Below are 21,011 nucleotides of genomic sequence, written 5' to 3' on the forward strand. Positions count from 1 at the left end.
TTCGCAATAATGAGACGATCCTCTCTCATTCGGACGCGGACAGCGCGGGCAGGGGTCGCGCCGCCAGCACGCGTGCGCCGGTGACCGCATCGACCTGGAAGCGCCGGACCAGTTGCGTCAGCCGTCCGGCCTGCTCGCGCATGCTCGCGGCCGCGGCGGCGGCCTCTTCCACCAGCGCGGCGTTCTGCTGGGTGACGCCGTCCATCTGCGCCACGGCCTGATTGACCTGGCCGATGCCGGTGGACTGTTCGGCCGAGGCGCCAGCGATTTCGCGCACCAGCGTCACGGCCTGACCCACGCTGGCCACCACTTCACGCATGGTGCGGCCGGCGGCGCCGGCCTGCCGCGCGCCGTCTTCGACGCGGCTGACGGACTCGTTGATGAGGGCGTTGATCTCCTTGGCGGCCACGGCCGAGCGCTGCGCCAGGGTGCGAACCTCGCCCGCCACCACGGCAAAGCCCCGGCCCTGCTCGCCGGCCCGCGCGGCCTCGACCGCGGCATTCAGGGCCAGGATGTTGGTCTGGAAGGCGATGCTGTCGATCACGTTCGTGATATCGGCGATGCGCCGCGAGCTGTCGGAGATGGCGTCCATGGTGCGCACCACGCCATCGACTTCATTGCCGCCGCGCACGGCCACGGCCGAGGCCTGGGTGACGAGTTGCTCGGCCTGGCCGGCGTGGCTGGCGTTCAACTGCACGGTGCTGGTCAGTTGCTCCATCGACGCGGCGGTTTGCTCCAAAGAGGCGGCCTGTTCCTCGGTGCGTTGCGACAGGTCGGCGTTGCCCTGGGCGATCTCGGAGGCCGCCGAGGCGATGCCTTCGCAGCCATCGCGCACATCGCGCACGATAGCGGCCAGGCCGTGGTTCATGGCTTGCAGGGCGATCATCAGGTCGCCCGTCTCGTCGCGCGTGACGACGCGGATGTCGCCGGTCAGATCGCCGGCGGCCACGCGGCGCGCGGCCTGCACCGCCTGCCCAAGCGGCTGCACGATGCCGCGCGTCATGAACCCGCCCAGCAGCATGCCGAGCGCCACGCCGGCGATCGACAGCGCGATCATGATGAGGCGCGTGCGTTCGTAGAGGTCGGAGCCCGCCTGCACCGACCGCGCGGTGCTGGCTTCCTTGGACTCGGCCAGCCGGTCCATGACGCCGTCCAGTTGCTCCGAGGACGCAATCACGTGCTTTTCGATCTCGACGGCGCGCGAATCCTTCGCCCGCAGCGGCAGCTCGCGGGCGGCGGTGAAGAAAGCCTCGGCGTCGCGCTTCCAGGCGTCTTGCGCCTGCCTGAAGCGCGCCAGCAACTGGCGGTCCTCGGGCGCGAGGTAGTAGCTGGCTGCGCGATCGCGCAGCGCGTCCAGCCGCCGCACGGCGCTGTCAAACTGTTTACGGCTGGCCTCGCGTTCGGCCTCGGTGGAGGCCGCCAGATAGCTGTTGCGGGCGCGGCCGGCATACACCAACTGCAGGTTGGCGTTTTTCATGTCGGACAGGCCGCGCAATTCGACCTCGTAGAGCTGGCTGTTCATGTCGTTGATACGGGCCAGCCCCCACACGCCGAAGGCGCCGACCGCGCCGCCCAGCAGCGCCACCATCAAGAACGCGCCGGACAGGCGGGCGCGGATACGCAGACCAGAAAATAGGCCAAACATGCTTGCTTCCTATGTCGCCCCGGCCGGGTGGCGCGATGATCGCCTGTTGTTGTTCCGGGGCCTTGTTGAACCGGACCGGCATGGTAGGGCGAGGAAGATATTAGGGATAACCCTAGGAATGACGACTTTGCTCGGCTGTTCACCGCGCTGGTTCAAGCAACGGCTTAAGCCCCTTATAAATCCCAGTGATACGTAGCGCTGCCTAGCCTTCCCTGGACGCCAGCAACCTGTGCGACAAGGTCCAAGCGATCCGCGAGCCCCCGACGCGAACGTCAGCGATACCTTCAAGCGCGCGGCGGCGAAGCTGCAGGCCGTCAACCAACGCCTGGGCGGCGTCGGCATCGTCGGCGTCGCCTTCAACTGGTCCGAGGCCTGGGCGGACTTCGACCGCTACGGCGGTCGCAAGCGGCTCAGCGCCAGCAGCGCCGCCAGCGCCAGCACGCTCAGCCCGCCCAGCAGCGCGAACGTGACCGGCGCGCCGGCCTGCTCCATCGACACCGCCAGCGCCGGCGGCGCCAGGGCGTTGATCAGATTCATCGGCAAGGCGATGGCGGCCATCGCCGCCGCATAGCCGGCCTTGTCGAAGAACACCAACGGCATGGTGGCCCGCGCCACCGCGAAGGCGCCGCTGCCGACCCCGAACAGCAGCAGGTAGCCGACGACCGGCAGCAGGCCCGCGCCGCCGATCCAGATGGCGGCCAGCCCCAGCGGAATCATGACGCCCGCGGCAATGCCGGTGGACAGCCCGTCCCAGCGCCCGCCGCCCAGCAGGTCAAGCAAGCGCCCGCCGACCTTGAAAACGCCCAGCAGCGACGCAACCGCGACGGCGCGCGCCAGATCCATGCCCATGGCCCGCAGCAGCGGCACGCCCACGGCCTGGATGCCGAAGGTGACGAAACTGTTCAAGGCTATCGCGGTCACCAGCAGCACGAAGACCCGGCCATGGGAGCCGGCGCCGCGCCGCGCGGCCACTGCCGCCGTCGCTTCGGTCGCGGGCAGGCCGAACCAGAGCAGCGGGCCCGCGGCCAGCGCCATGACGGCGGCGTACACGAGCAGCGCATCGCGCCAGCCGATCAGGTGGTCGAGAAACGCCGTGACCGGCAGGAACACGCTGCCCGCCAGGCCCGTCACCAGCATCAGCGTGCCGATGAGGCCGCGCGCCTGTTCCCGCGCATATTCCACGACGTAGGCATAGGCGGCGGTCGTCAGGAAGGCGGCGCCCGCCACGCCGATCAGCGCCCAGGCGGCCCAGAAGGCCATTAGGCCCGGAGACAGCGCCAACAGGGCCAGGCCCAGTCCGATCAGCGCGGCGCCCGCCGCCATCGCCTGGCGCGTGCCGAACCGGCGGAACGCGCGGGCGGTCAGCGGCGCGGCCAGCCCCATCGCGACATACATGACCGACGTGCCCAGGAATATCGACGGCAAGGTGGCGCCCAGGTCGGACGCGACCGGCGCGGCGATGACCGGCAGCACGCCGACCACGCCCCAACCGACGATCTGGGTCAGCGACAGCAACAACAGGACAAGGAAATGGCGTTGCATCGTCCACTCCTCGATCCGGGTGGGACAGTTGCATGGCGACGGTCAGGCGCTCCGATGCGACGGGGCGGTGGGGGAGTTTACCCCCGCCAAACGCAACGCCGCGTTGCGCGCTCTTCTCTTTTTTTCCCGCCGCGCGCCGGCCTAGCGCCCCTTGTCCATCGACAGCGGCACGCCCCAGATCGGATCTTCCATGCCCTGCTTGCCCAGCGGCGTGATCTGCATGGGCTGCAGCTTGGCCAGCAGCGCCTGGTGCTCGGCGCTCAGGGTCCGCTGCGCCAGGTACTTCTGCGCGAACTCCATCGGCGCCGGGCGGGTGTAGACGGTCAGGTCCTCCAGCGGGCACTCGATCATCTTGGGATCGACCGCGCGGCAGGCCGACTGGCGGAACTTGTAGCTGGGCGTCTTCAGGTGCATGCGCTGGCTCAGCACCAGTTGACCGCCCTGCAGCGTGAAGCTGGCCAGCGCCTGCTTGGGCGGGATGCGCGCCTGCACCTTGATGGCGGGAATATCGCGCGAATCGGTTTCCTCGTAGTAGCCCGCCGGCATCCCCGCCGAGGTCTCGGTGTATTGCTGCTCGCCCCAGCTCACGCAGGCGCCCGAGGCCACGTGCACGGCCGTGCAGACCTGGCGCGTCCTGGTCTCGCTGTGGGTGGTGGCGTCGCGCCACGCCTGCTGCCTGTAGAACTCGCGATAGAGTTCCGGCGAAAGATAGGCGGTGCCGTTGGCGCCGCGGCCCGATCCCTCCGGCCCGCGCTTGGCCCCGACCTGATCGAGCAGCGCATTCAGCTTGTAGTCGTCGCCGCCGGTCAGCAGGTATTTGCCGGGCGGCAGGATATGCACCTCGAACGCCTGGAACAGGTAGGTTTCCTTCGGGTCGCGCTTGAGCGCATTGGTCTGGAACTTGCGGCTGAAGGTCACCTGCGGCGCCTTCTCGTGCATCCAGATCACGGTCGGAGTCCACTGCGTCATGGTCAAGGCGTCTTTCAGCGTCGCGTGCGGCATCAGGTCGGCCACCAGCACCACGGCCATGTCCGATTTGAGCGCCTCGTTGATCAGGTCCAGCAGTTGCCCGTAGCGCGGATCGTCGCGGGTGCCGTATCCGTTCGAGGACGGCATGTTCACGCACCCCGACAGCGCCAGCGTAAGCGTCAGGAGGGACAAGGCAAGGCGCGGGCGCGGCAAGGTCATGGATCGGTCCTTAAATGAGGCTGAATCGGTCTGAGCGCGCATGCTACTGCCTCTGGGCCGGAGCGCAAGCGCGGCGAGGCACGCTGAAACATTGGGCCACGCGGGCAACACGGTGGGATTTCGCGCGGCCGGCGCGATGGGGCGGACGCCACGCCCGCATTCGCACGGGCCGCGGCGCGATGACGCGCGGCGATACGGTGCCGGGAGGCTCGCGCAGGGCGCGCTCGCAAGAAAACTATTGTTGCGATTGTTTCTGAAGACGCGGGCCTTTGCACCGAGGCCGCGCACCCGCCGCCCGAGTCTCCGCCCACAATCTTGCCGCGACGCCGACCTTGATATCAGACCGCATTAAGACGCCAAACCGCGTTTTCCCGCAAGGACAAATCTAGAATCGGATGGGCGTCGCTTCCGCGATGCCGCGCTGGCGGAAGAAGGCCCGCCGTCCAGTCGTCGACGCAGTCCGTGGCCCGGGAAATCAATCGCAGGTATGCGCGTTCTTGTCGTTGAAGATCCGCCGGAATGGGCCGAAAGCGTGTCCAACCATATCGCCGGCCTCGGCCGCGGCGTGCACGTCTGCGGCACCGTGCAGGACGCGCTCGCACACATCCGGCAGTCCCCGCCCGGCATCCTGGTGACCGCCGCGTCGCTGCCCGATGGCGACATGCTCGGCCACATCGCGCCGCTGCGCCGCACGTTTCCCGCCATGGGCATCATCGTGCTGACCGACAACGTGCGCATGCCCGCTCAATTGCAGAGCCTGAGCGACGGCGCCGACCATTACCTGATCAAGCCGATCCAGCTTGCGCTGCTGGCGGTCACCGTCAGCGCGCTCGAACGCCGGCTCGTGACCGCGACGCCGGGCCCGATCTCGCACTGCAACTGGACCCTGGACGTGCAATCGCGCCAACTGCGATCGTCGGACGGTCAACAGCTAAGCCTGACGGCCAAGGAATCCATCGTCATGGCGACGCTGATCCAGAGTCCGAAGTACCCCGTCAGCCACAAGCGGATGTCGCAGAATCTCGGCTATCCGGCAGTCATCTACGATCAGCACCGCATCGACGCGCTGCTCTATCGGGTCCGCAAGAAACTCGCGACCCTGCGCGATGCCCCCTTGCAGATCCGCAACATCTATTCCGAAGGGTCCTTGCTGGTGCTGCGCGAGGGCAGGATCGGCATCGCGACGCACGACTGATTTGCGCGCGGCGGCGCCGCCGGCGCCCGACGATACCCGCCGCGGCGCCCCCTCCCCGTTCGCGCTCCACTGCGCCGTTGAGTATTCATGAGTTTTCGGCGGCGCCCAAACGCCTACACTACACATGTCTTGCAACTTTCCCCAAGAGAGACAAGGCCGAAGGCCCCACCCGCTTACCCGCGAGTGGGGCCTTCTTTTTCGTGCGAGTAAAAGCTCGTGTTTCAGAAAATTTCCAGCAAAACTCATCAAAAATCATAAGACAGCCGTTTGCGCCGCGATCGTCTAAAGATCAATTTGGCAGGGTCGTAGTTTTGGCAACGGACGAACCCGAACGCTGATTCTCGGTTCATCACGTTGGCAATCGGGCAGCGCCGCTGCCCGCCTCGATCAAGCCTCACTCTGCCAAGGAGCTAACACATGGCTGCAGTCATCAACACCAACTATCTGTCGTTGGTCGCCCAGAACAATCTCAACAAATCCCAGTCCGCGCTGGGCACCGCCATCGAGCGCCTGTCCTCGGGTCTGCGCATCAACAGCGCCAAGGACGACGCCGCCGGCATGGCCATCGCCAACCGCTTCACGTCCAACGTCCGGGGCCTGACCCAAGCCGCCCGCAACGCCAACGACGGCATCTCGCTGGCGCAGACGACGGAAGGCGCCGCCTCCGAAATCACCGCCCACCTGCAACGGGTGCGCGAACTGTCGGTGCAAGCCGCCAACGGCAGCTACTCGCAAGAGCAGCTCGACTCCATCCAGGACGAAATCAACGAGCGCCTCGCCGACATCAACCGCATCTCCGAGCAGACCGACTTCAACGGCGTGAAGGTACTGTCGGACAAGGCCACGCCCCTGACGCTGCAAGTCGGCGCCAACGACAACGAAACCATCACGCTGGACTTGAACGAAATCAGCGTCAAGACGCTGGGCCTGGACGGCTTCAACGTCAACGGCGTTGGCATTGTCGATAACAGGAAGGCCCAAGTCAGCGACATGATTGGCCCGAACATCCAGCTTGTGGCGGGCACGGACAATCAGTACGACGTCACGGAAACGAACACCGCCGCCACGACCACTGACCTGATGAGCCAGATGACGGACGGCAGTACCATTATCAAAACGACAGGCGCAGCGCCTGCAGGCGGCGGTGCAGTACCTACCACCACCTACACGTATGACGCCGCCGCTGGCAACTTCGTCTACGACGATACCGATACGGATACCGCCGTCGAAGCAACCATCAGGGGCCAGATCGGCGCCAAGCCGATCGCGGCTACGTACATGAACAAGACCGCTCAGGCCGACATCCTGATCACCTCTAGCGGCAACATCACCGATGTCAACGGTAAGGCGCTGTACTGGGACCCCGCGGGCAATCTGTCAGTCAATGACGGCCTGACGGGTGGTGCCGCTCCGGGTGCCGCTGCTTTTACTCAGGCAACGCTAGCCGACGTGACGACCTACATGGGTACCGGCGCCACTGCTGAAGGCGTCAAACTGACCGTGAACGGCACGACGTACCAGAGCCAGGCCGCCGGGACGGCAGACATCAAGTTCCAGGCGACCATCACCAAGGAGAAGCTGGCGGCGGACCTCAAAGCCCAGCCTACCGTTACGCCTGCCGAAGTCAAGATTGAAGCGGGCGCGTTCAGCCTGACCCTGCAGGTAACGCAAATTGGCCAACTCGACACCGATGCCGATCATTTGCTGTATATGGATGACAAGCAGCAACTGACGACGGTGTCCAAAACTGTCCGACGCTACGAGTTCAATCCGGATACCGGCAACATCACTGCCATCGCGGGCGGCAGCACGTTCCATCATCAGGTTGCCGCTGCTATCGGCACAGACGTCACCGACAACAAAGACGTCGCCGTCAACGACTACGGCAAGAAGTTGTACGTCGCCAGAGCCGGCAGCAAAGCCGGCAGCCTGACGCTCGAAAGCACCAGCAAGGGCGACAAGACTGGCGACCCGATGAAAACGCTAGATTCCGCTTTCAACCTTCTGAATAAAGTGTCCGGCCAACTGGGCGCGGTGCAGAACCGCCTGGAGTCGACGATCAACAACCTGAACAACGTGATCAACAACCTGTCCGGCGCGCGCTCGCGCATCCTGGACGCCGACTACGCCACGGAAGTGTCGAACATGTCGCGCGCCCAGATCCTGCAACAGGCCGGCACGTCGGTCCTGGCCCAGGCCAACCAGGTGCCGCAGACGGTGCTGTCGCTGCTGCGTTGATCGCGTAGTCAGCCAGCCCATCGGGCCGGCCCCCTCCGTCGCGCGTTGCGGCGGGCGGGGGCCGGCCTTTTTGTCGTCAGCGAGATCGGCCGCGCGTCACGCCGGGCGGATCTACAATGCCCGTTCTCTTTTCGGGAGTCTTTCCATGCTCGGTGTCACCGACTATGGCGCATTCGTGCTCGCCTTCATCATGCTGCTGATCATCCCCGGCCCGGGCAATTTCGCCCTGTTGACCGCCACCGGCAAGGGCGGCATCAAGGCGGGCCTGGCGGCGACCTGCGGCGTGATCCTGGGAGACCAGGTGCTGATGTGGCTGGCGGTGGCCGGCGTCTCGGCGCTGCTGGCCGCCTATCCCACGGCGTTCCATATCGTGCAGTGGGCCGGCGCCGCGTATCTCGCCTGGCTGGGCCTGCTGATGATGCGCAGCAAGCCCGGCGCCGCGCCGCGTCCGAGCCGCATGGACAACGGCCGCTACCTGCGCCAGACCGCGATGATCACCTTGCTGAACCCCAAGGCGATCATGTTCTACATGGCGTTCTTCCCGCTGTTCATCGACCCGGTCCGGCATCAGGGCCTGGTGACGTTCGCCTTCATGGCGGTCACGGTGGCGGCGCTGACGTTTCTCTACGGCCTGGCGGCGGTGCTGCTGACGCACCACCTGGCCGAGCGCATGCGCGCCAACCCGCGCGTGGCGAATCTGCTGGAGCGGCTGGCGGGCGTGTTCCTGCTGGGGTTCGCGGTGAAGCTGGCGGCGATCCGTTAGGGCTGGCGGCCGGCGCGCGCACAGGGGTGTCACGCCCGCGCGCGGGCGTCCCGACGCCTGAGCACCTGGCCGCTGCGCCTGCCCGACCCTGCCCCGAACGCCCACGCAACCTCGCCGTTGACAAGGACATAATCGATGCCCTCGGCCTGGCTCGTCGGGGATGCCCAGGTGGCCACGTCCTTGATCCGATCCGCATCGAAGACGACCACGTCAGCGGCGTAGCCTGGCGCGATGCGCCCGCGGCCGGGCAGCCGGAAGTACGCCGCCGGCTTGCCCGTCATCTTGTGAACCGCCTGTTCCAGGGTGAACAGCCCGACGTCGCGGCAATAGTGGCCGAGCACGCGCGGGAACGTGCCCCACAGGCGCGGGTGCGGCGCGGGGTCGTGCGGCATGCCATCGGATCCGATCATGGTGCCCGGATAGGCCAGGATGCGCTCGACGTCGGCTTCGTCCATGATGAAGTAGATGGCGCCGGCCGGCTGCAACGCATCGACCGCGGCTTCGGGGCTCAGGCCCATGTCGCGGGCGATGTCGTCCAGGTCGCGTCCAGCGTATTGCGGATACGGGACCGACTTGGTCACGATGACGCGGCTGGACACCGCCAGGCGGTCCTTGCGCAGGATGGTCGAGCCGGCGACATAGGGGTAGCAGTCCAGGGCCACCTCCTGGCGCTGGCCAGCCTTGTCGATGTGCGCAAGCGTCTGCACCGAGCGGCCATGGTTGCGCGGGCCGATCAGCTTGTGGTGCGAGATCAGCACGGGCGCATCGCCCGCGGCCCCCACGGCGAAGGCCTCATCCAGCGCGGCGAAGATGCGGTCGCCTTCGTCGCGGATGTGGCTGGCATACAGCCCGCCATGCTCGCGCAGCACGCTGGCCACCGCGACCAGTTCGTCCAGCGTCGCCGGCATGGCGGCGGGATACGCGGTGCCGGAGGACAGGCCGATGGCGCCGCTCAGCATGGCTTCGCGCAGCAGCGCCTGCATATGTTCGATTTCCGCCTCGGTCGCGGGCCGGTCCAGGTCGTCCATCGCGGCGGCGCGCAGCGAGGTGTGGCCCACCAGGCATGCCGCGTTGACGGCGGGCGGATTCCTGTCCAGGTTGTCCAGGTAGGCGCCGAACGTCTCGTAGGGAAAGTCGCCAACGTCGTTGCCCAACAGGTTGACCGGCGCAGGCACGTCGCTGCGCCAGCCGGAACGCCACGGCGCCTGGCTGATGCCGCAATTGCCGGTGATGACGGTGGTGACGCCCTGGCTCAGCTTGGCGGGCATGCCGGGATCGATCGACAGGTAGCGGTCGTCATGGGTATGCGTATCGATGAAGCCCGGCGCCACGACGCGGCCGCCAGCCTCCAGCACCTGGCCGGCGATGGCGTCGCCCAGGTCGCCGACGGCCGCAATGCGGCCGCCGCGCACGCCCACATCGGCGCGGAGGCGGTCCGCGCCCGTTCCATCGATCACCGTGCCGCCGCGGATCAGCAGGTCGTAGCGTTCGAGGTCCATGAGGTTCAGTCGATCCTGACGTTGGCTTGCTTGATCACTTGCGCCCAGACGGGACGCTCGGCATGCGCGCGGTCAAAGAGCTGCTGGCGCGGTCCCACGTTCGGCACGTAGGCCATGCTCTTGAGCTTTTCCTGCACCTGCGGCGATTGCAACGCCTTGTTGAAGGCATCGTTCAGGTAATCCAGCACCTGGGGATCGGTGCCCGCGGGCGCGACAAAGCCGGTCCAGGCCACCGCGCGATAGCCTTTCAGGCCCTGCTCGTCCAGCGTCGCCAGCTCGGGCATGGTCGGGTCGCGCCGCAGGTCGGTCACCGCCAGCGGCACCACTTTGCCCTGCTCCACGAATCCGGCAATGGACGAAATGTTGTCGAACACCAGATCGGCCTCGCCGCGCAACACGGCCAGGTCCGCCTCGACGCCGCCCTTGTACGGCACGTGCATGAATTCCACGCCCGCCATCGCGCTGAACATAGCCGCGCTCAGGTGCCCGGTGGTGCCGTTGCCGCCGGACGCGACGACCAGCTTGCCCGGGTCTTTCCTGGCCATGGCGATCAGGTCGGCCACGCTCTTGACGTTCAAGCCCGGGCGCACGGCCAACAGGTTCTGCACCGAGCCGGTCAGGGCGACGGGCGCGAGCTGCTTGTCGGCGTCATAGGACAGCTTGGCGTAGAGGCTCTGGTTGATGGCCAGCGTGGCCACGTTGGCAAAGCCGATGGTGTAGCCGTCGGGCGCGGCATTGGCCACGGCCTGCGTGCCGATGATGCCGGAGGCGCCGGTGCGGTTCTGCACCACGAAATTGCCGCCGGTCTGCTTGGCCATTTCGGCGGCCAGCAGGCGCGACACGAGGTCGGGCGTCGTGCCGGTGTTGAACGGCACGACGATCGTGACGGGATGCTCGGGATAGGCGGCCTGCGCGGCGGATGCCGCGGTCAGGGCCAGCACCGCGCTCGCGGCCGCGAGCCAGCGCTTGGCGCTGCTTTGATACGTGGACATGGTTTTCTTCCTTGGACTGTTATAGGTGTATCCGCTCGGACTCTGCGGCCCTCGCGGGTCTTGCTGGACGCCTCACGGACGCCGGCACTGCGCGGCGGGGCCTTGCGGCGCCGCCGTTCCGGACTGCGGCGCGAACGCTCAGTCCAGGGCGATCTGACGCAACAGCGGCAGATCGATGTTTCCGCCAGACAGCACGATGACCGCATCACGGCCTTCGGCCGACAGCTTGCCCGCGAGCAGCGCGGCCAGCGCCACCGCCCCGCCCGGCTCGACCACGAGCCGCAATTCCTCCAGCGCGAACCGGATGGCGGCGACGACTTCCTCGTCGCTCACCGACACGGCGGCGCTCAAGGCGCGGCGGTTGATCGCGTAGGGCAGTTCGGCGGGCGTCGCGGCCTGCAGCGCATCGCACAGGGTTTTGGCGCCGGGCGGGTTGGTTTCGCGCCGGCCCGAGGCCAGCGAGCGCACCGTGTCATCGAATTCGCGCGGCTCGACGGCCACGATCCGCGCCTGCGGCGCCAGTTCGCGCAACACCAGCGAACAGCCCGCGGCCATGCCGCCGCCGCCGCACGGCGTGGCGAACAGGCCCAGGTTGGCGCGGGCCGCGGCGGGCAGGTCCTGCAACGCTTCCAGGGCCAGCGTGCCCTGGGCGGCCAGTACATCGGGATGATCGCCGGGCGGCAGCAGCGTGGCGCCGGTCTCGGCCAGCAGGCGCAGGCCGATTTCCTCGCGGCTTTCCCGCGTGCGGTCATAGCGCACGACCCTGGCGCCATGGCGCAGCGCCTTTTCCACTTTGTTCTCCGGCGCATCGACCGGCATCACGATGGTGGCGGGCACGCGCAGGCAACGGCTGGCCCAGGCGACGGCCTGGCCGTGGTTGCCGGTCGAGTAGGCGACCACGCCGCGCTCGCGCTGCGCCGGGTCCATGTTCAACAGGGCATTGAATGCGCCACGGGCCTTGAACGAGCCCGTCACCTGGAGGTTTTCCAGCTTCAGCCAGATGGGCGCCTGCGCCCGCTCGTCCAGGGCGGGCGAGCGCAGCAGCATGGTGCGGCGCACGTAGGGCGTCAGCCGCTCGGCGGCGGCGGTCACATCGCGCAATTGCGGCACACGCAGGGTGCCGAGCAGTTCGTGCTCGATGGTCGTGGGTAGAGACATCGCGGTCATGGGGCTGTCCTGCGGGATGAAGGGAGTCAGGCGCGTTACGCCGAGGGAGTCCAGACGGCGGGCGCGACGCTGCCGGTCTGTTCGATGAGGCGGCCGTAGGCTTCGGGACGGCGATGCTTGGCGAAGTTGAAAACGGTGCTGCGCCCCAGCTCGCACAAGTCCAGGTCGCAATCGGCGACGATCAGCTCATCGTCCCAGGTGGCGGCCATGGCAATGATTTCGCCTTGCGGATTGACGATGATGGAATGGCCCAGCAGTTCGTGGCCGTCTTCCGTGCCGGCCTTGGCGACCGCCGCGGCGAAGGTGGCGTTCTGGTAGCAGCCCGCCTGGATGGAGAGATGCGAATGCAGCACCCGCAGATGGTGCGCCTCGAAGCCGCGGTTGTCCTGGTTGCGGCTGGGCGTGTTGTAGCCCAGCATGACCAGCTCGACCTGCTGCAACCCGAGCACGCGCCAGGCCTCGGGCCAGCGGCGGTCATTGCAGATCAGCATGCCCAGATTGGCGTCCACGCCGGGCGCGACGGGCGCGCGCACCACCGGGAAGCCCAGGTTGCCGACTTCGAAATAGCGCTTTTCGAGATGCTGCACCTGGCGATGCTCGGCGAATTCCGCATGGCCGGGAAGATGCACCTTGCGGTACTTCAGGACGACCTCGCCATTGGGCGCGATGACGACCGAGGTATTGAAGCGGCGCTTGCGCACCACGCCGTGCTCATCGGGCTCCCAGGCCAGTTCGGCGTAGCCGAGGTAGACCATCAGCCCGTAGCGCTTGATGGCATCGAACAGCGGCTGCGTGGCGGGCGAAGGCAGACTGGTTTCGAACCAGCCATCCGCCTCGTCCAGGTCTTCGCAATACCAGCGCGGGAAGAAGGTGGTCAACGCCAGTTCCGGGAACACGACGACCTGGGCGCCGCGCTGACGCGCCCGCTCCAACAGCCGGATCATGCGGTCGATCGCCACATCGCGCCCCTCGGCGCGTTGGATCGGGCCCAATTGGGCGGCAGCGACGGTGACGATGCGGGACATGAATCAATCCTGAGAGAGAGGTTGCGAATTCACCGGCAGCATGACGCGGCGTCGGCCGCGCGAAAAGACGGCCCACGCTTGGCCACGCCGCCGCCGACGACGCGCCACGGCGCTCGCAAGCCCATGAAAACAAATATCTTTTCCTACGCACCCGGCCATCGGAAAAGCCAACAGGACTGTGCATTTAGTTATGGACTGCGCGCAAAACATCATGGGAAATCGGCGGCGCGCGCGCCGCGCGGATTCCCCGGGGAATAAAATGGCGGGCAACGCATTCCCGTCCTCGACGCCCGCCTTATGTCCTGCCCGCTCCCCGCCACGCCCGGCGCGCTGACGCTCCGCCAGATCGAGGTCTTCCATGCCGTGATGCTGACCGGCTCGCTCAGTGAAGCGGGCCGCATGCTGTCGGTCACGCAGCCCGCCGTGAGCCGGCTGCTGGCCTCGGCCGAAAACCGCCTGCGCTATCGGCTGTTCGAGCGCGTCAAGGGAAGGCTGCATCCCACGCCCGAGGCCCGCCGCCTGTTTGCCGAAGCCGAGGAGATCTTCGGCCGCGTCAGCCGCTTCAACGAGCTGGCGGGCGCCCTGGGCGCGGGCGCGGCGGGCGCGGTAAGCCTGGTCTCGAGCCCCAGTTTCAGCGAGTGGCTCATCCCCCACGCGATCCAGAAATTCCGCGAACGGCATCCCGATACGCCGATCCGCTATCGGCCGCTGGCCTTCGACGCGCTGCTGCCGCACCTGCTCCTCGGACAGGCCGACTTCGGCATCGCCTCGATGCCGCCGCCGGTCAACGCCAATATCGTCAGCGAGGAAATCGGCCAGGGTTGGCTGGGCTGCGCCGTGCCGCGCGGCCATCCGCTGACCAAGCGCAGCCATGTGCGCGCCGAAGACCTGCAAGGCCATCTGCTGATCGGCTATGGCGCGGACACGCCATTCGGGCGCCTGGCCAGCCGCTTTCTGCATTCCGGCCCCGTGCCCGTGCAGCCCCAGATCGAAATCCGCTCCACGCCCGAAGCGCTGGCGCTGGTGCGACAGGGCGTGGGGGTGGCGCTGATCGAGTCGTTCGGCTATCACCCGAACTTCCGCAAGGATTTCATCCTGCTGCCCACCGAACCGGCGCTGGGCCACGCCATCCACCTGCTGCATCCGGCCAGCAGCCCGCTGTCCAGCACCACCAAGCGCTTTGCCACGGTGATCAAGGCCCTGATCAGGCAGGCGCAGCAAGGCGCCGCCTACTGAAAATCCAGTTGCGAGATGGGCCGCAGCCGCACGCCCTCTTCCAATAGCGCCAGACGCACGGCGCGCGCAATCTCCACGCCCTGCGGGTTGTCTCCATGCACGCAGATCGTGTGCACCGGCATCGCGATGACTTTTCCGCCCACCGTGCGGATTGCCTGTTCGCGCACCATGCGCAGCGCCTGCGCGGCCGCCGCGGCCGGGTCGTGGATCACGGCGCCCGGCTCGCTGCGCGGCAGCGTCAGGCCGTTGTCGCCATAAAGGCGATCGGCGAATACCTCGCAGGCCACGCGGATGCCCGCGCGGCGCGCGGCGCGCTCGGTTTCGTTATGGGGCGTGCAGACCAGCACCAGATCCGGGTCCAGCGCGCGCATGGCGCAGGCCAGCGCCTCGGACAGCGCGCGATCCTCGAAAGCCTGCGTGGCAAGGGCGCCGTGCACCTTCACATGCGTCACCCGATGGCCGGCCACGCGGGCCATGCCCTGCATCGCGGCGATCTGGTACGCGAGCATGTCGCCGAGGGTCTGCGGACTGTCGCCGATGATCTTGCGCCGGCCGAATCCCCACAAGTCGTTGAAGCCCGGATGGGCGCCCACGTCGATGCCCCGTTTCAGGGCGGATGCCGCGGTTTGGTGCATCACCGACGCATCGCCGCCGTGAAAACCGCAGGCCACGTTGGCCGACGTGATGAGGTCCAGCATGGCCTCGTCGGCGCCGATCCTGTAGGGGCCGAAGCTCTCTCCCAGGTCGGAATTGAGATCTACGTCGAGCATCTGAAGCACTCCCGAAAAAAGCGGATTTGAATGTTTGGCATACCGTTGGCATGCAATTTGCATGCCAAGGAATTGCCGAGGCGAAATGCCCGGGATCGGGCGGATCGACCCAACGCGCTTTTCTTATGGAATGGAGTCCCAACAATGAATTTCACATGGAAGAACGCCACGTGCGCCGTTGCCGCCGCGCTGGTGATGGCAACGGGCGCGGCCCAGGCGAACGAACTCAATTTCGCGAGCTGGGGAGGCAACTACCAGGGCGCCATCCGCGACGCCTGGCTCAAGCCCTTCTCCAAGGAGACCGGCATCACGGTGCATGAGGACACGGATCCGCAGGTCGCGAAGATCCGCGCCATGATCGACACCAAGTCGATCACGTGGGACGTGGTGACCGAGAACAGCGCCCGCCTGACTCGCGGCATCAAGCTCGGCGTCTTCGAGAAGATCACGCCGGACATGGTCAAGCAGGACCACGTGATCCCCAACGCTCGCAACGACTACGGGGTGCCGTCGGAGATCTTCGCCACCAACGTCGGCTTCTCGACCCAGGCCTTCCCGGCGGGGAAGCCGCAGCCCAGCACGTTCGCCGACTTCTGGGACGTGAAGAAATTCCCGGGCAAGCGCACCCTGCAGGACGACCCCGCGACGGTGATCGAGGCGGCGCTCATCGCCGACGGCGTCGCGCCTGCCGACGTGTACAAGGTGCTGGCGACGCCCGAGGGCCTGGACCGCGCCTTCCAGAAGATCGACGAGATCAAGCCCCATGTCGCCCGCTGGTGGAAGAACGGCGCGGAACCGGTGAACGCGCTGGCGAGCGGCGAAGTGGTGATGGCGCTGGGCTGGAACGGCCGCTTCCAGGCCGGCATCGACTCGGGCCTGCCCATCGCCATGGGCTGGGGCGACAGTATCGCCCAGGTCGGCTACTTCGCCATCGTCAAGGGTTCGCCCAATCGCGATGCGGCAATCAAACTGCTGAACTACATGATCCAGCCCGAACACCAGGCCGAATTCAGCAAATACATCGCCTACGGCCCGACCACCGAGAAGGCCCTGCCCCTGATCGACGCCAAGCGCCTGGAGCGCCTGCCGTCGACGTCCGAACGCCTCAAGCACAGCACCTTCCTGAATTCGGAGTTCTGGGACGCGAACGGCCCCGCCATCACGGAGCGCTACAACCAGGTCCGCGCCCGCTGATCTTCCTGCTTACCTACCCCGACGCCGGCGCGCGCGCCGGCGTCCCGAAGCCATGACTACGAGCACCGAAGCCCTCCCCCTGCCTGTCGCCAGACGCCGCCCTGGCGCGGCATCGCGGCGCGGCCGCGTCGCGGCCCTCGCCGCGCTGCCGCTGTTGCTGTTCCTGCTGCTGTTCTTCGCCGGCCCGATCGCGGGGCTGCTCGGCAACGGCTTCAAGGGCGAAGATGGCGGCCTGACGCTGGCGCACTACCGCCACCTGCTGGACACGCCGATCTACCGCATCGTGCTGGTCAACACATTCACGATCGCCGCCGCGGTCACGCTGGCATGCGTGGTGCTGAGCTACCCGCTGGCCTACCTGATGGCGACCGTATCGCCCACGGTGGCGCGCGTACTGTTCTTCGCGGTGCTGCTGCCCTTCTGGTCCAGCGCGCTGGTGCGCACTTCGGCATGGATCGCGCTGCTGGGCAAGAACGGCCCGTTGAACACCCTGTTGACGACGGTGGGCATCCTCGACCAGCCCATGGCGTTCCTCTACAACTTCACCGGCGTGATGGTGGGCATGACGCACGTGCTGATGCCCTTCGTGGTGCTGCCGCTGTATGCCTCGTTCCGGTCCCTGGACGGCAGCCTGGTGCAGGCCGCGCAAGGCCTGGGCGCCGGCTCCGCGGGTATCTTCAGCAAGGTCATCCTGCCGCTGACCAGCCCCGGCGCGGTCGCCGGCGGCATCATCGTCTTCATGAACGCGGTGGGCTACTACATCACGCCGTCGCTGATGGGCGGGCCGGCCCAGCGCATGGCGGCGGAACTGATTTCGCACAACATCACCGAAGAACTCAACTGGGGGCTGGCCTCGGCCCTGGCGGGCGTGCTGCTCGCCACGGTGCTGCTGTCGCTGTGGTTGTTCAACCGGCTGTTCGGCCTGAACAACCTGATCAGCGCCAGTTCCGGCAAGGGCAGCAACCACACGGGATATCGCCGCACGCCGGGCGGACGGGTGTCGGCTCTTCTGGGCGTGGCGTGCGCCATGTTCCTGCTGCTGCCCATCATCGTGGTCATCCCGATGAGCTTTGGCACCACGGATTTCCCGATTTTCCCGCCGCCCAGCTATGGCCTGCGCTGGTACGAGAACTTCTTCACCGACGGCAAATGGCTGTCGGCCCTGGCCTCCAGCACGCGGATCGCCGTGGTCGTGACGCTGCTTGCCACGGCGCTGGGCACCGCCGCCGCGCTGGGGGTCAGCCGGTTGGCCAAGCGTCGCCAGGGTTGGCTGGATGCCTTCTTCATCGTGCCGATGTCGGTGCCGGCCATCGTCACGGCGGTGGCGCTGTACTACCTGTTCGCGCCCATGGGCTGGGTCGCCAATTCCATGGCCGTCATCCTGGGCCACACGGTGCTGGCCGCCCCCTATGTCTACATCACCATGCGCGCGGCGCTGCGCAGCCTGGACCCCAGTCTGGAGCTGGCCGCGCTGGGCATGGGCGCGTCCTGGCCGACGATGTTCCGGCTGGTCATGCTTCCGGCGCTGATCCCGAGCCTGATCGGCGGCGCCGTCTTTGCCTTCGTCAGTTCGTTCGACGACGTGGTCATGGCGCTCTTCCTGACCACCATACGCAACCGCACCCTCCCCAAGCTGATGTTCGAAGGACTGGCCAACGACTTCGATCCCACCGTGATCTCCGCCTCCTGCCTGCTGGTCGGGGCAACGGCGCTGATCCTGCTCGCCAACCTGCTGATCGGCAGGAAGAAGGAACACTGACATGCATATCGCCAACGACATCCTCCCGCAACGCCCGCCGGAAAGCCAGGGCAAGGAACTGACGCTCGCGGGCATCCACAAGCGCTATGGCGACTCGGTCGCCCTGCCCGAGGTAGACCTGACCGTGGCGCGCGGGGAGTTCTGCACGCTGCTGGGCGCGTCCGGCTCCGGCAAGACCACGCTGCTCAAGATCATCGCCGGCTTCGAGCATCCGGACGCCGGCACAGTGACGATCGGGCGACGCGACGTCACGCACACCCCGATCGCGGACCGCAACATCGGCATGGTGTTCCAGAACTACGCCCTGTTTCCGCACATGAGCGTATTCGAGAACGTCGCCTTTGCGTTGCGCATGCGGCGCCTGAACGACGACGACATCCGCCGCCGCGTGGGAGAGGCGCTGGACCTGGTGAGCCTGGCGCCCCTGGCGGACCGCAAGCCCGGCGCGCTTTCCGGCGGGCAGCAACAGCGCGTGGCGCTGGCGCGCGCGCTGGTGTTCACGCCGGACATCCTGCTGATGGACGAACCGCTCGGCGCGCTGGACAAGAACCTGCGCCAGTCGATCCAGCTCCAATTGCGCCGGTTGCACCAGGAATTGGGCCTGACCGTGGTCTTCGTCACGCATGACCAGGAAGAGGCGATGAACCTGTCGGACCGCATCGTCATCCTGGAGCAGGGCCGCATCGTCGAGGCCGGCTCGCCGGAAAGCCTGTACCGCAAGCCCGCCAGCGCGTTCGTCGCCGGCTTCCTGGGCGAGTGCAATTTTCTGCCGGCCAACGACGGCGTGCTAGGCGTGCGGCCCGAACACCTGCGGCTGGGCAACCGCCTGGCGGGCGGCGACCAGCGCCATGCCGGCAAGGTGGTGGCCTCGACCTTCTGCGGCGCGCACTGGAAAGTCTTCATCGAAGCCTATGACAAGGTGATCCTGGCCTATGCGCCGCTGGACCTGGACACGGTCCAGCGCACGCCTGGCCAGGCGGTGACCTGGGGCTTCCATCCGACCGACGCCATGGCATTCGCCAGCGCAGCATGACGCCCGCCACGCCTTCTTCCGGCGGCGCGGGCGCGCCACGCATCGTGGCCGCGGGCGACAGCACGCTGCTGGTCGAATTCGCCGACCACATCGACGCCGAGACCAACGCGCGCGTGCTGGCGCTGGCGCACGTCCTGCGGCAGCGCCTGCGCAAGACCGCCGGCCTGTCGAGCGTGGTGCCGGCGTACCGCTCGCTGGCGGTGGGCTTCGATCCGCTGGCAATCGAACATGACGCGGTGCGCGACCTGATCGCGCGCAGCCTGGACGCCAGCGCGCTGGCGCCGGCGCCCGTCCCGCGCCGCTGGGAGGTGCCCGTCTGCTACGGCGGCGAACACGGCGAGGATCTGCTGGCCATCGCGCGGCAACATCAGCTCGACCCCGCGCAGCTCATCGCGCGCCACACGGCGCCGGTCTACCGCGTCTACATGGTGGGATTCCTGCCTGGCTTTGCCTATCTGGGCGGCCTGGATCCCGTCCTGCACACCCCGCGCCGGGCCATGCCGCGCGCGCATACGCCAGCCGGCAGCATCAACATCGGCGGCCAGCAGACCGCCATCGCCTCGGTGCCTGGCCCCAGCGGCTGGCACCTGATCGGCCGCACGCCGTGGCGCAGCTTCGATCTGCGCCACGCCAACCCCTTTCTGTTCGAGGCTGGCGACGAGATCGTGTTCCGGCCCATCGACGAGGCGACGTTCGAACGCCTTGCCGCCTGGCAGGACGATCCCGCCCATCGTCCGCAACCGGGTCCCGGAGTCGACCCATGAGCGCGCGACTGCTCGTCGAAGCGCCCGGCATGCTGACCACGGTGCAGGACCTCGGCCGCCCCGGCCATGAGCACATGGGCGTGCCCCCTTCCGGCGCCATGGATCCGGGCGCACTGCGCGTTGCCAACGCGCTCATCGGCAACGCGCCCGACGCCGCCGCGCTGGAGTTCACACTGCTGGGCGGCCGGCTGCGGGTGCTGGGCGCGGACTGCGTCATCGCCTTCGCCGGCGGCGCCGCACTGCACGTGGGCGCGATCGGCACTTCGCCCGCGCGCGCGCTGGCCCCTTGGCAATCGCACCGCGTGCCCGCGGGCGCCAGCTTGACCATCGGCCCGCTGGAACGCGGCGTGCGCGGCTATCTGGCTGTCGGCGGAGGCATCGCCGTCACGCCGGTCCTGGGCAGCGCCTCCACCCTGACGCGCGCCCGGCTCGGGGGCCTGGACGGACGCGCGCTGGCCCGCGGCGATCTGCTGGCGACCGGCGCGGGCCGGCGCCGGTCGCCGCGGCGCTGGCTGACGGCCCTAGAGGCCCAGTGGTTCTACCGGGACGGGCCGATCGGCGTCGTCCTCGGTCCGCAGCAGGATCATTTCGCGCCCGGCGAAATCGCGCGGTTTCTGGGCGCCACGTATCACCTGGCCCCGCAGTCGGACCGCATGGGCCTGCGCCTGACGGGTCCCGCCATCGCGCATGCCCGGGGGGCCGACATCATCACCGATCCCATTGCGGCAGGCAGCATTCAGATCCCGGGCGCGGGGCAGCCCCTGATCGCCATGAACGACCGCCAGACGACCGGCGGCTACCCCAAGATAGCGACCGTCATTTCGGCCGACCTGCCGCGACTGGCGCAGATGCGGCCGGGCCAGCCGCTGCGCTTCGAGGCGCTGGAACCCGCGCAGGCCGTGCGGCGTTGGCGCGACTATTCGGATTGGATCAGCGCCCGCGAGACCGCATTGCGGGCCGATCCGAACTTTCCCATTTTCCCCTTACTGTATCCATGATCC

The 21,011-nt window shown here is 67.5% G+C and carries 17 protein-coding genes; 9 read left to right on the forward strand and 8 right to left on the reverse strand.

The genetic code is table 11. The features are described 5' to 3' along the window. Nucleotides 1-25 precede the first annotated feature (25 nt). From AAID08_RS20400 to AAID08_RS20410, 3 genes are all read right to left on the reverse strand, one after another. Complete coding sequence (locus AAID08_RS20400) at nucleotides 26-1,645, reverse strand: methyl-accepting chemotaxis protein (protein ID WP_175166593.1); 1,620 nt, start codon at nucleotides 1,643-1,645, stop codon at nucleotides 26-28. A 390-nt stretch (nucleotides 1,646-2,035) separates the two neighbouring features. After that, the gene (locus AAID08_RS20405; RefSeq protein ID WP_395756841.1) at nucleotides 2,036-3,187 is read right to left on the reverse strand and encodes an MFS transporter; all 1,152 of its coding nucleotides are present in this window, start codon (nucleotides 3,185-3,187) and stop codon (nucleotides 2,036-2,038) included. Between the two features lie 141 nt (nucleotides 3,188-3,328). After that, on the reverse strand, nucleotides 3,329-4,375 hold the full coding sequence (locus AAID08_RS20410; protein ID WP_395756842.1) for a hypothetical protein: 1,047 nt from the start codon (nucleotides 4,373-4,375) through the stop codon (nucleotides 3,329-3,331). Nucleotides 4,376-4,862: 487 nt separating this feature from the next. Here AAID08_RS20410 and AAID08_RS20415 point away from each other — a divergent pair, with 487 nt between their 5' ends. From AAID08_RS20415 to AAID08_RS20425, 3 genes are all read left to right on the forward strand, one after another. Further along, nucleotides 4,863-5,570, forward strand: a complete 708-nt coding sequence (locus AAID08_RS20415) for a response regulator transcription factor (protein ID WP_054503150.1) — start codon at nucleotides 4,863-4,865, stop codon at nucleotides 5,568-5,570. A gap of 417 nt (nucleotides 5,571-5,987) precedes the next feature. Next, a complete protein-coding gene (locus tag AAID08_RS20420; protein ID WP_395756843.1) occupies nucleotides 5,988-7,808 on the forward strand; it encodes a flagellin in 1,821 nt (606 codons plus the stop codon). A gap of 145 nt (nucleotides 7,809-7,953) precedes the next feature. After that, nucleotides 7,954-8,571 carry a LysE family transporter gene (locus AAID08_RS20425; protein ID WP_116791994.1) on the forward strand — a complete coding sequence of 206 codons (618 nt, stop codon included), beginning with the start codon at nucleotides 7,954-7,956 and terminating at the stop codon, nucleotides 8,569-8,571. A 29-nt stretch (nucleotides 8,572-8,600) separates the two neighbouring features. Here AAID08_RS20425 and AAID08_RS20430 read toward each other — a convergent pair whose 3' ends face one another. From AAID08_RS20430 to AAID08_RS20445, 4 genes are all read right to left on the reverse strand, one after another. Next, nucleotides 8,601-10,070: an amidohydrolase family protein gene (locus tag AAID08_RS20430; protein WP_175143288.1), complete on the reverse strand. Its 1,470-nt coding sequence runs from the start codon at nucleotides 10,068-10,070 to the stop codon at nucleotides 8,601-8,603. A gap of 5 nt (nucleotides 10,071-10,075) precedes the next feature. Beyond that, nucleotides 10,076-11,062, reverse strand: coding sequence for a tripartite tricarboxylate transporter substrate binding protein (locus AAID08_RS20435; protein ID WP_054503154.1), 987 nt, complete (start codon nucleotides 11,060-11,062; stop codon nucleotides 10,076-10,078). Between the two features lie 138 nt (nucleotides 11,063-11,200). Continuing rightward, nucleotides 11,201-12,229, reverse strand: a complete 1,029-nt coding sequence (locus AAID08_RS20440) for a threonine/serine dehydratase (protein ID WP_175143290.1) — start codon at nucleotides 12,227-12,229, stop codon at nucleotides 11,201-11,203. A 35-nt stretch (nucleotides 12,230-12,264) separates the two neighbouring features. After that, the gene (locus tag AAID08_RS20445) at nucleotides 12,265-13,254 is read right to left on the reverse strand and encodes an N-carbamoyl-D-amino-acid hydrolase (RefSeq protein WP_054503155.1); all 990 of its coding nucleotides are present in this window, start codon (nucleotides 13,252-13,254) and stop codon (nucleotides 12,265-12,267) included. Between the two features lie 297 nt (nucleotides 13,255-13,551). On the opposite strand from AAID08_RS20445, the gene AAID08_RS20450 reads away from it, so the two are divergent. Next, a complete protein-coding gene (locus tag AAID08_RS20450; RefSeq protein WP_054503156.1) occupies nucleotides 13,552-14,490 on the forward strand; it encodes a LysR family transcriptional regulator in 939 nt (312 codons plus the stop codon). Here the strand turns inward: AAID08_RS20450 and AAID08_RS20455 are convergent. Next, a complete protein-coding gene (locus tag AAID08_RS20455) occupies nucleotides 14,484-15,260 on the reverse strand; it encodes a LamB/YcsF family protein (protein WP_054503157.1) in 777 nt (258 codons plus the stop codon). The two genes, AAID08_RS20450 and AAID08_RS20455, sit on opposite strands and share 7 nt — an antisense overlap. A gap of 144 nt (nucleotides 15,261-15,404) precedes the next feature. Here AAID08_RS20455 and AAID08_RS20460 point away from each other — a divergent pair, with 144 nt between their 5' ends. Genes AAID08_RS20460 through AAID08_RS20480 form a run of 5 tightly spaced genes read left to right on the forward strand, consistent with a single transcriptional unit; the run spans nucleotide 15,405 to nucleotide 21,008 of the window. Then, nucleotides 15,405-16,454 carry an ABC transporter substrate-binding protein gene (locus AAID08_RS20460; protein WP_175190088.1) on the forward strand — a complete coding sequence of 350 codons (1,050 nt, stop codon included), beginning with the start codon at nucleotides 15,405-15,407 and terminating at the stop codon, nucleotides 16,452-16,454. A 52-nt stretch (nucleotides 16,455-16,506) separates the two neighbouring features. After that, on the forward strand, nucleotides 16,507-18,213 hold the full coding sequence (locus AAID08_RS20465) for an ABC transporter permease subunit (protein ID WP_082401953.1): 1,707 nt from the start codon (nucleotides 16,507-16,509) through the stop codon (nucleotides 18,211-18,213). A 1-nt stretch (nucleotide 18,214) separates the two neighbouring features. After that, nucleotides 18,215-19,246: an ABC transporter ATP-binding protein gene (locus AAID08_RS20470; RefSeq protein WP_064526107.1), complete on the forward strand. Its 1,032-nt coding sequence runs from the start codon at nucleotides 18,215-18,217 to the stop codon at nucleotides 19,244-19,246. Then, the gene (pxpB, locus tag AAID08_RS20475; RefSeq protein WP_064526104.1) at nucleotides 19,243-20,010 is read left to right on the forward strand and encodes a 5-oxoprolinase subunit PxpB; all 768 of its coding nucleotides are present in this window, start codon (nucleotides 19,243-19,245) and stop codon (nucleotides 20,008-20,010) included. The genes AAID08_RS20470 and pxpB overlap by 4 nt, the downstream gene beginning before the upstream one ends. Then, nucleotides 20,007-21,008 carry a biotin-dependent carboxyltransferase family protein gene (locus tag AAID08_RS20480; protein ID WP_116791990.1) on the forward strand — a complete coding sequence of 334 codons (1,002 nt, stop codon included), beginning with the start codon at nucleotides 20,007-20,009 and terminating at the stop codon, nucleotides 21,006-21,008. Before pxpB ends, AAID08_RS20480 begins: the two co-directional genes overlap by 4 nt. Nucleotides 21,009-21,011: the final 3 nt, after the last annotated feature.

It is taken from the genome of Achromobacter sp. EB05 (assembly GCF_044232075.1).
Taxonomy (GTDB): domain Bacteria; phylum Pseudomonadota; class Gammaproteobacteria; order Burkholderiales; family Burkholderiaceae_B; genus Achromobacter; species Achromobacter dolens.